The sequence below is a fragment of the Streptomyces sp. NPDC058637 genome (assembly GCF_042717325.1).
In the GTDB taxonomy this organism is placed as follows: Bacteria; Actinomycetota; Actinomycetes; order Streptomycetales; family Streptomycetaceae; genus Streptomyces.
The window spans coordinates 47,892-54,247 of the sequence record NZ_JBHXRD010000023.1; the positions used below are offsets into that span (position 1 = coordinate 47,892).

Below are 6,356 nucleotides of genomic sequence, written 5' to 3' on the forward strand. Positions count from 1 at the left end.
AGCATCAGATATAGCAGGCAAATACCTCATACTGGCCACCTGAAGCGTGTCGCAGCCGGGACAGTGCCCGGCTGCGAGGCCGATCGCCATGGCGGACGCCGACCGCACCGCACAGGTAACGGCGGCGACCAACAGCGTCGAGGGCGTGGCGTCGGCCGGCGCGGTGTCGGCGTCCGGGCGGCCGGGGGCCGACGAGCCGCTCGTCGTCGACGGGCGCGTACGCGTCGATGCAACCGTGAAAGCGGCGGCGGACAGTGACGCAGCCAAGAAGACCATCGAGCGGCTGCTCGCGAGCGTGCGCGCAGTGTCCGGCGCCGACGCGCGGGGCAGGGCACGGCGCAGCAGTACGACACCCCGCGGACCGTTGCCCGGGATCGTATGGTCATCGTGCGGTGGTGCTCGGCACCGTACTGCTGATCCTGATCCTGCTGACGCGCCGCCACGTTCGCAGCTCTGATGGTGATCCCGCTTGCCTTCCTGTCCCGGATCGCGTCCATGGTGGCCTCCGGTGTTCTGCTCGACGCCCTGGTGATCCGCTCGCTCCTGGTCCCCTCGCTGGTCATCGACATCGGCTCCCGGGGCGTGGTGGCTCAGTGTTCCTGCCCGCGCCGGCTCCGGCCCTGCCGACGGGCCGAAACCGTCCGCGTGACGGCGGCCGGCATGCCGACGGCGTCGCCCGCGCCTACGGTGGGCTGGACGGACGCCGTTACGGGAGAGGACCCGCTCCATGCCGGATACCGAGAGCCCGCTGCACGGACGGACTGCTGTCGTGACCGGAGCGGCACGTGGCTTGGGAGCGGCGATGGCCAGGGATCTGGCCGGCCGGGGCGCGAAGGTGGCGCTGATCGGTCGTGAGGAGAGAACACTGGCCCAGGTCAGGGACTCCCTGCCGGGTACGTGCGAGTGCTGGGAGGTCGACGTCACGGACGACCGGGGCATGGCCCGGGCCGGCGCGGACATCCGCGCGCGGCTCGGACCCCCTTCCGTCGTGGTCGCCAACGCGGGCGTGGCGGCGGGTGGCCCGTTCGCCGAGTCCGATCCCGCGGTCTGGCGTCGGGTGGTCGAGGTGAACCTGATCGGCAGTGCTGTCACCGCCCGGACGTTCCTCGGGGATCTGTTCGATACGTCCGGCTACTTCCTCCAGGTCGCGTCGCTCGCATCCATCGGTGCGGCGCCGATGATGAGCGCGTACTGCGCGTCGAAAGCGGGGGTCGAGTCGTTCGCCCACGCGCTGCAAGCCGAGGTGTCCCACCGGCGCGTGGGCGTCGGGATCGCCTATATCAACTGGACGGACACCGACATGGTCCGCGATGCCGACGAGTACGCGGTGCTGCGAGAGCTCCGTGGCCACATGCCGCCGCCGGCGCGCAAGGTGTACCCCGTCGAGCATGTGGCGGGCCGGCTGGTCACCGCGATCGAACGGCGCCGTGCGTCCGTCTACATGCCTCGCTGGCTGCGGTCGGCCCAACTCGTGCGCGCGGCGATGCCGCCGGTGGTGACTGCGCTCTCACGGCGTGAACTGCCGCGTCTCGCTACCGAGGAACCCTTCGAAGCCACGGGTCTGCTCGGCGCAGGTGGCCGGGCCGACCAGGCCGGCTCCCGCTTCCCGCGTGGCTAGGACCCATCCGGTGGATCAGGCCGGACCGACCTCGCCGACGGGCCGGCACGCTTCGAGCACGCCCGCGGCCGCGACTGAGGAGCGAACACGTCATGCACTGGCTCTTCGGCGACCAGCTCGGTCCCCACTTCCTCACCCCGGGCACGGGCGGCCCGGACCGGGACGCACCGTTGCTGATGATCGAGGCCCGCTCGGTCTTCCGGCGCCGGCGCTTCCACCGGGCCAAGGCTCACCTGGTGCTCTCCGCCATGCGCCACCGGGCAGCCGAACTCGGCGACCGGATGACCTACGTCCGGGCCGACACCTACCAGGAGGGGCTGGCCCGGGCGGCGGGCAGCCGCCCGGTCACCGTCCACCACCCGACCTCGTATGCCGCCGCACGTCTGGTGCACTCCCTGCCGCAGGTCACCACGGGCCCGGCGCGGGGCTTCCTGGTTCCGATGGACGACTTCGCCGCGTGGGCGGACGGGCACGGCGGCACACGGCTGCGCCAGGAGGATTTCTACCGCTGGGTGCGCCGAGGACACGGCCTGCTGATGGACGGCGACGCCCCGGTCGGCGGTCGTTGGAACCTCGACCATGACAACCGGCAGCCGCCGCCACGCGACACCCCCGCTCTGACGGTTTCCGCGCCGTACCGACCGCGGGAGTCCGAGATCGACGACGAGGTCCGCCACGACCTCGACCGCTGGGAGAGAGACGGTGATGTGTCGTTCGTCGGACGGGACGGGCCTCGCCTGTTTCCCGCGACCCGCGTCGAGGCGAGAGCGGCCCTCAAACGCTTCCTCACGCGCCGGCTCGGCACGTTCGGTCCGTATGAGGACGCCATGCTCGCCGCGGACCCGGTCATGAGCCACAGCCTCCTGTCGTCTTCGCTCAATCTCGGCCTGCTCGACCCCGCCGAGTGCGTCGAGCGGGCGGAGGAGGAGTGGCGCGCCGGCCGGGCGCCGCTCAACAGCGTGGAGGGGTTCGTCCGGCAGATCGCCGGCTGGCGGGAATACGTGTGGCAGCTGTACTGGTACTTCGGCGAGGAGTACCGGCGCTCCAACGTCCTGCGGCACACCGCCCCGCTGCCCGGCTGGTGGAACGACCTGGCCGCGGACTCGGTGGAAGCACGCTGTCTGCACACGGTCCTGTCCCAGGTACGGGACACGGGGTGGACCCACCACATCCCCCGGCTGATGATCCTCGGCAGCTACGCCCTCCAGCGCGGCTGGGACCCCGCCGCGGTGACGGACTGGTTCCACCGCTGCTTCGTGGACGCGTACGACTGGGTCATGGTCCCCAACGTCGTCGGCATGTCCCAGTACGCCGACGGCGGCCGGATGACGACCAAGCCCTACACGTCGGGCGGCTCCTACGTGCACCGCATGAGTGACCTGTGCGGACCGTGCCGCTACCGGCCTGGCGAACGGACCGGTGAGCACGCCTGCCCCTACACCGCCGGCTACTGGACGTTCCTCGACCGGCACCGGGAGCGGCTCGGCCACAACCACCGCACCTCCCGGCCGGTTCGGCAGCTGGAGCGGCTCACCGACCTTTCCGAGATGCGCCGGCAGGAGCGGGCTCGAGGTGACACGCCGCCCTGACACCGCCTGGCACTCCGAGTCGCCGCACCGGATAGCCCTGGTCGTGCTCCTTACGGACCCGGCCTTCCGTGAGGTGATCACCGCACCCCGGGCCCGTCTCGTCGTCACCACGCCGCGGGGCGAGGTACGCGGGCGGCAGCAGTCCGGGTGACGCCGGGAGAGCTTCAGCCCCGGGGTTGGCGACGGCAGCCGGCACAGCACTCTCCGCACACCTCGGCGTGCTCCGCGCTCCCTGCCGAGCCCGGTCGTCGTGACCCGCCGGCACCGGTCAAGGAGGCTGGTCCCCAGCTGGCCCCCAAGAACGGCTCAGGGCCGGTCTCGGATTTCTCCGAGACCGGCCCTGATCTGCGACTGTCTCCAGTCGGGACGACAGGATTTGAACCTGCGACCCCTTGACCCCCAGTCAAGTGCGCTACCAAGCTGCGCCACGTCCCGATGCGATTCCCCCCGGTGTTGCCGGGTGGCCGCGCAGGACAAACATTACCTCACTCCGAGGACCGCATCGACGTCCGAACCTGTTGGGCGCGGGTCGCCAGTGCCTCGGCGCCGCAGGCCGTCGCGAGCTTCTGGGCTCGGGCGAGCTCCCTCGTGGAACGGATGGCCATGCCGTACTCGAAGCGGGCCACGGCGTGCTCGTAGGCGGACGACGAGGCTTCGAGGTGGCGTACGGACTCGGCCAGCAGGTGCACGGCCTCCTCGGGCGGTGCGAAGAGGGCGACACAGCGCAGGGCTTCGCCGATGGCCGTGTCCGTGCCGAAGCGTTCGGCGTGGACGCGGGCACGGGTGGCGAGCTGGGCCGCCCGGACCGGGTCGGTGTCGGCCAGGGCACGGGCGAGGTCGCCGGCCCAGGGTGCCCAGACGCCGTTGAAGCGGCCCCTCGGCTCCAGCGCCGCGCCCGCCGACTCCAGTTCGGCGACGGCCTCCGCGGTACGCCCTTCGGCGAGCAGCAGCCTCCAGCGGACGCACGGGCCGTCCGGCAGGACCATGGCACTGGGGTAGGGCGGGCCGAAGTCGTACCGGTCGGCCACCAGCCGGGCCTCCGTGACCCGGCCGCGGGCGATCAGGGTGTCGACGAGCAGGCAGGTGGCGTCCCAGTGGACGGGCAGCCCGCTGCCCGCACGGTCGGCGAGGCGCAGTCCCTCGCGCAGGAATCCCTCGGCCTCGGCGAGACGGCCGCGCCGGCGGTGGACGAGACCGAGGAGGGTGTGGGCGAACGCGAGGTGCGCCCCGCTCCAGCCGGAGATCTCGAAGGCGCGCACGGCCTCGCCGAAGAGTTCCTCCGCCCGGTCGAGCCGGTCGGTGAAGGAGAAGGTGATGCCGAGCATCGTGGGGAGTTCGAAGCCCCATTCGGTGTCGGTCCAGCCGAGTCCCCGGGCGGGCCGGCCGTCGACGAGGGCGCGTTCGCAGAGGTCGACGACGAGTTGTGCGTTCTCACCGCGGAGCATGGCGTCGAAGGCCCGCAGGGTGAGCAGGGCACGCTCGGCGTTGTCGCGGCCCTGGAGGTGGTCGGCGTTGCGGGCGAGCCGGGCCGAACGCGCGGGCCCGTCGTCCTCGGTGGCCTGCATGCCCTCCCACAGGAAGTGCGCGGCCTGGAGGCGCATCAGCCCGGGACCCGGAGCCGTACGGGCCGCCTCGGCGGCCAGGGAGAGGGCCGCGTCCTTGAGCTGGTTGTTGTGGGACAGGGCGGCGGCGAGCCGGTAGGTCGCGTCGATCCGTACCGTGTCGTCGAGCCCGGGCGTATCGAGGGCGGCCCGTAGGTGCTGCACCGTGGTGGCCGGTGAGCTGAGCAGTGTGGCGCAGCCCAGTTCGTACAGCAGGGCCGCCCTGTCGCTGCGGCGCGGCGGTTCCTCCAGGGCTCGTTCGAGGCAGCGCCTGGCCGCTTCCGGGGCGCCGACCGCGAGATGCTGGCCCGCAGCCTCACGGAGTTGCGCGACCAGCTCCTGGTCGTCGTCCGGATGGACTTCGAGCAGATGGCGGGAGGCCGCCGCTGCACCGAGTCCGGCCTGGGTGATGGCCCACGCGGCGCGGCCGTGCATCGCGGTGCGGGTGGCGGGCGGAATGGACCGGTAGACGGCGGTGGCGATGAGCGGATGGACGAATTCCAGCGGGTCGAAACCGCTGACGATACGGGCGTCGCGCAGCCGCGCCGTGCAGTCGGCCGCCTCCGCGGAGCTCATCCCGGCCAGGGTCGCGGCGAGTTCCTGCGAGATCTCGGTGCCCAGGACGGCCGCGGCCCACGCGAAGCGGTTGGCGTTGGTGCCCAGCCGTTCGAGCCGGGCGACGAGTCCGCTGCCCCGGGCCGACGCGCCGAGCTCGCGCAGCAGGCCGGCGGACTCCTCCACCGGCGCCAGCTCGCGGTCCTGTGCCTTGGCGACGAGCTCGACCACCTCGTAGGGGTTGCCGCCGGTGACGGCCCACACCTCGCGGCAGAAGGGGTCGTCGGCGTGGTCCCCCAGGCCCGCGCGGACCAGGCCGGCGGTGGCGTCGGGAGTGAGGGCACGCAGGGCGACCCGGGTCTGGGCCGGGTGTCCCTTCCCGCCGCCGCTCTCCGGGTCCCGGGCAGGACCCCAGTCGGCCGTGCGGTCGGCGAACTCATGCGGGCGCTGGGCCTGGACGACCAGGACCGGCAGTTCGGAAAGCCGCGCGGTGAATCCGGCGAGCCAGGCCATCGATTCGCCGTCCGCCCAGTGCGCGTCGTCCACTATGAGGAGTAACGGCCGGTGGCTGAGGCGCGAGGCGAGCCGGGCGACGACGAAGTCCAGGCCGTCCCTGACGCCTTGTGGGTCGGGCTGCGGTCCTCTTGGTTCGGCGAGGCCCAGGGCGGGTGCGGTGATCTCGAACCAGTCGCCGAACAGGGCCCTGGTCTCGTCGGCGGGAAACTGGTCCAGCGCGGGCTGCAGGAGTTGGCGTACGACGTGGAACGGCACCGAGGTCACGGTCTCGCCGCCGCGTGCGGACCAGACGGTGCAGCGGTCGGCGGCCATCCTGCGGATCTCGCCGAGCAGGGCGGTCTTGCCGATGCCCGCCTCGCCGCTGAAGACCAGCAGCCCACCGGCCGACTGCCCGCCGCAGAGGGCGTTCACCGCCTGCGTGGCGGCGGCGAGTTCCGGTTCGCGCTCGTACAACGGCCGGGACGGCTTCATGCCTCC

General features: G+C 72.2%; 4 protein-coding genes, 1 tRNA gene and 1 pseudogene. 4 read left to right on the top strand and 2 right to left on the bottom strand.

The features are described from left to right. Window positions 1-82 precede the first annotated feature (82 nt). From ACFWVP_RS23080 to ACFWVP_RS23095, 4 genes and pseudogenes are all read left to right on the top strand, one after another. Window positions 83-649: pseudogene (locus ACFWVP_RS23080) on the top strand (MMPL family transporter); the annotation flags it as partial. Between the two features lie 78 nt (window positions 650-727). Next, a complete protein-coding gene (locus ACFWVP_RS23085) occupies window positions 728-1,618 on the top strand; it encodes an SDR family oxidoreductase (RefSeq protein WP_384499301.1) in 891 nt (296 codons plus the stop codon). Window positions 1,619-1,710: 92 nt separating this feature from the next. Further along, window positions 1,711-3,207 (top strand): cryptochrome/photolyase family protein, encoded by a 1,497-nt coding sequence (locus ACFWVP_RS23090; protein WP_384499303.1) that lies wholly within the window; start codon window positions 1,711-1,713, stop codon window positions 3,205-3,207. After that, a complete protein-coding gene (locus ACFWVP_RS23095) occupies window positions 3,191-3,358 on the top strand; it encodes a hypothetical protein (RefSeq protein ID WP_384499304.1) in 168 nt (55 codons plus the stop codon). Before ACFWVP_RS23090 ends, ACFWVP_RS23095 begins: the two co-directional genes overlap by 17 nt. Before the next feature lie 210 nt (window positions 3,359-3,568). On the opposite strand, the gene ACFWVP_RS23100 is transcribed toward ACFWVP_RS23095, so the two are convergent. Both ACFWVP_RS23100 and ACFWVP_RS23105 read right to left on the bottom strand, forming a co-directional pair. Then, a tRNA-Pro gene (locus ACFWVP_RS23100) sits at window positions 3,569-3,642 on the bottom strand. A 50-nt stretch (window positions 3,643-3,692) separates the two neighbouring features. Beyond that, window positions 3,693-6,350 (bottom strand): ATP-binding protein, encoded by a 2,658-nt coding sequence (locus ACFWVP_RS23105; RefSeq protein WP_384499397.1) that lies wholly within the window; start codon window positions 6,348-6,350, stop codon window positions 3,693-3,695. Window positions 6,351-6,356: the final 6 nt, after the last annotated feature.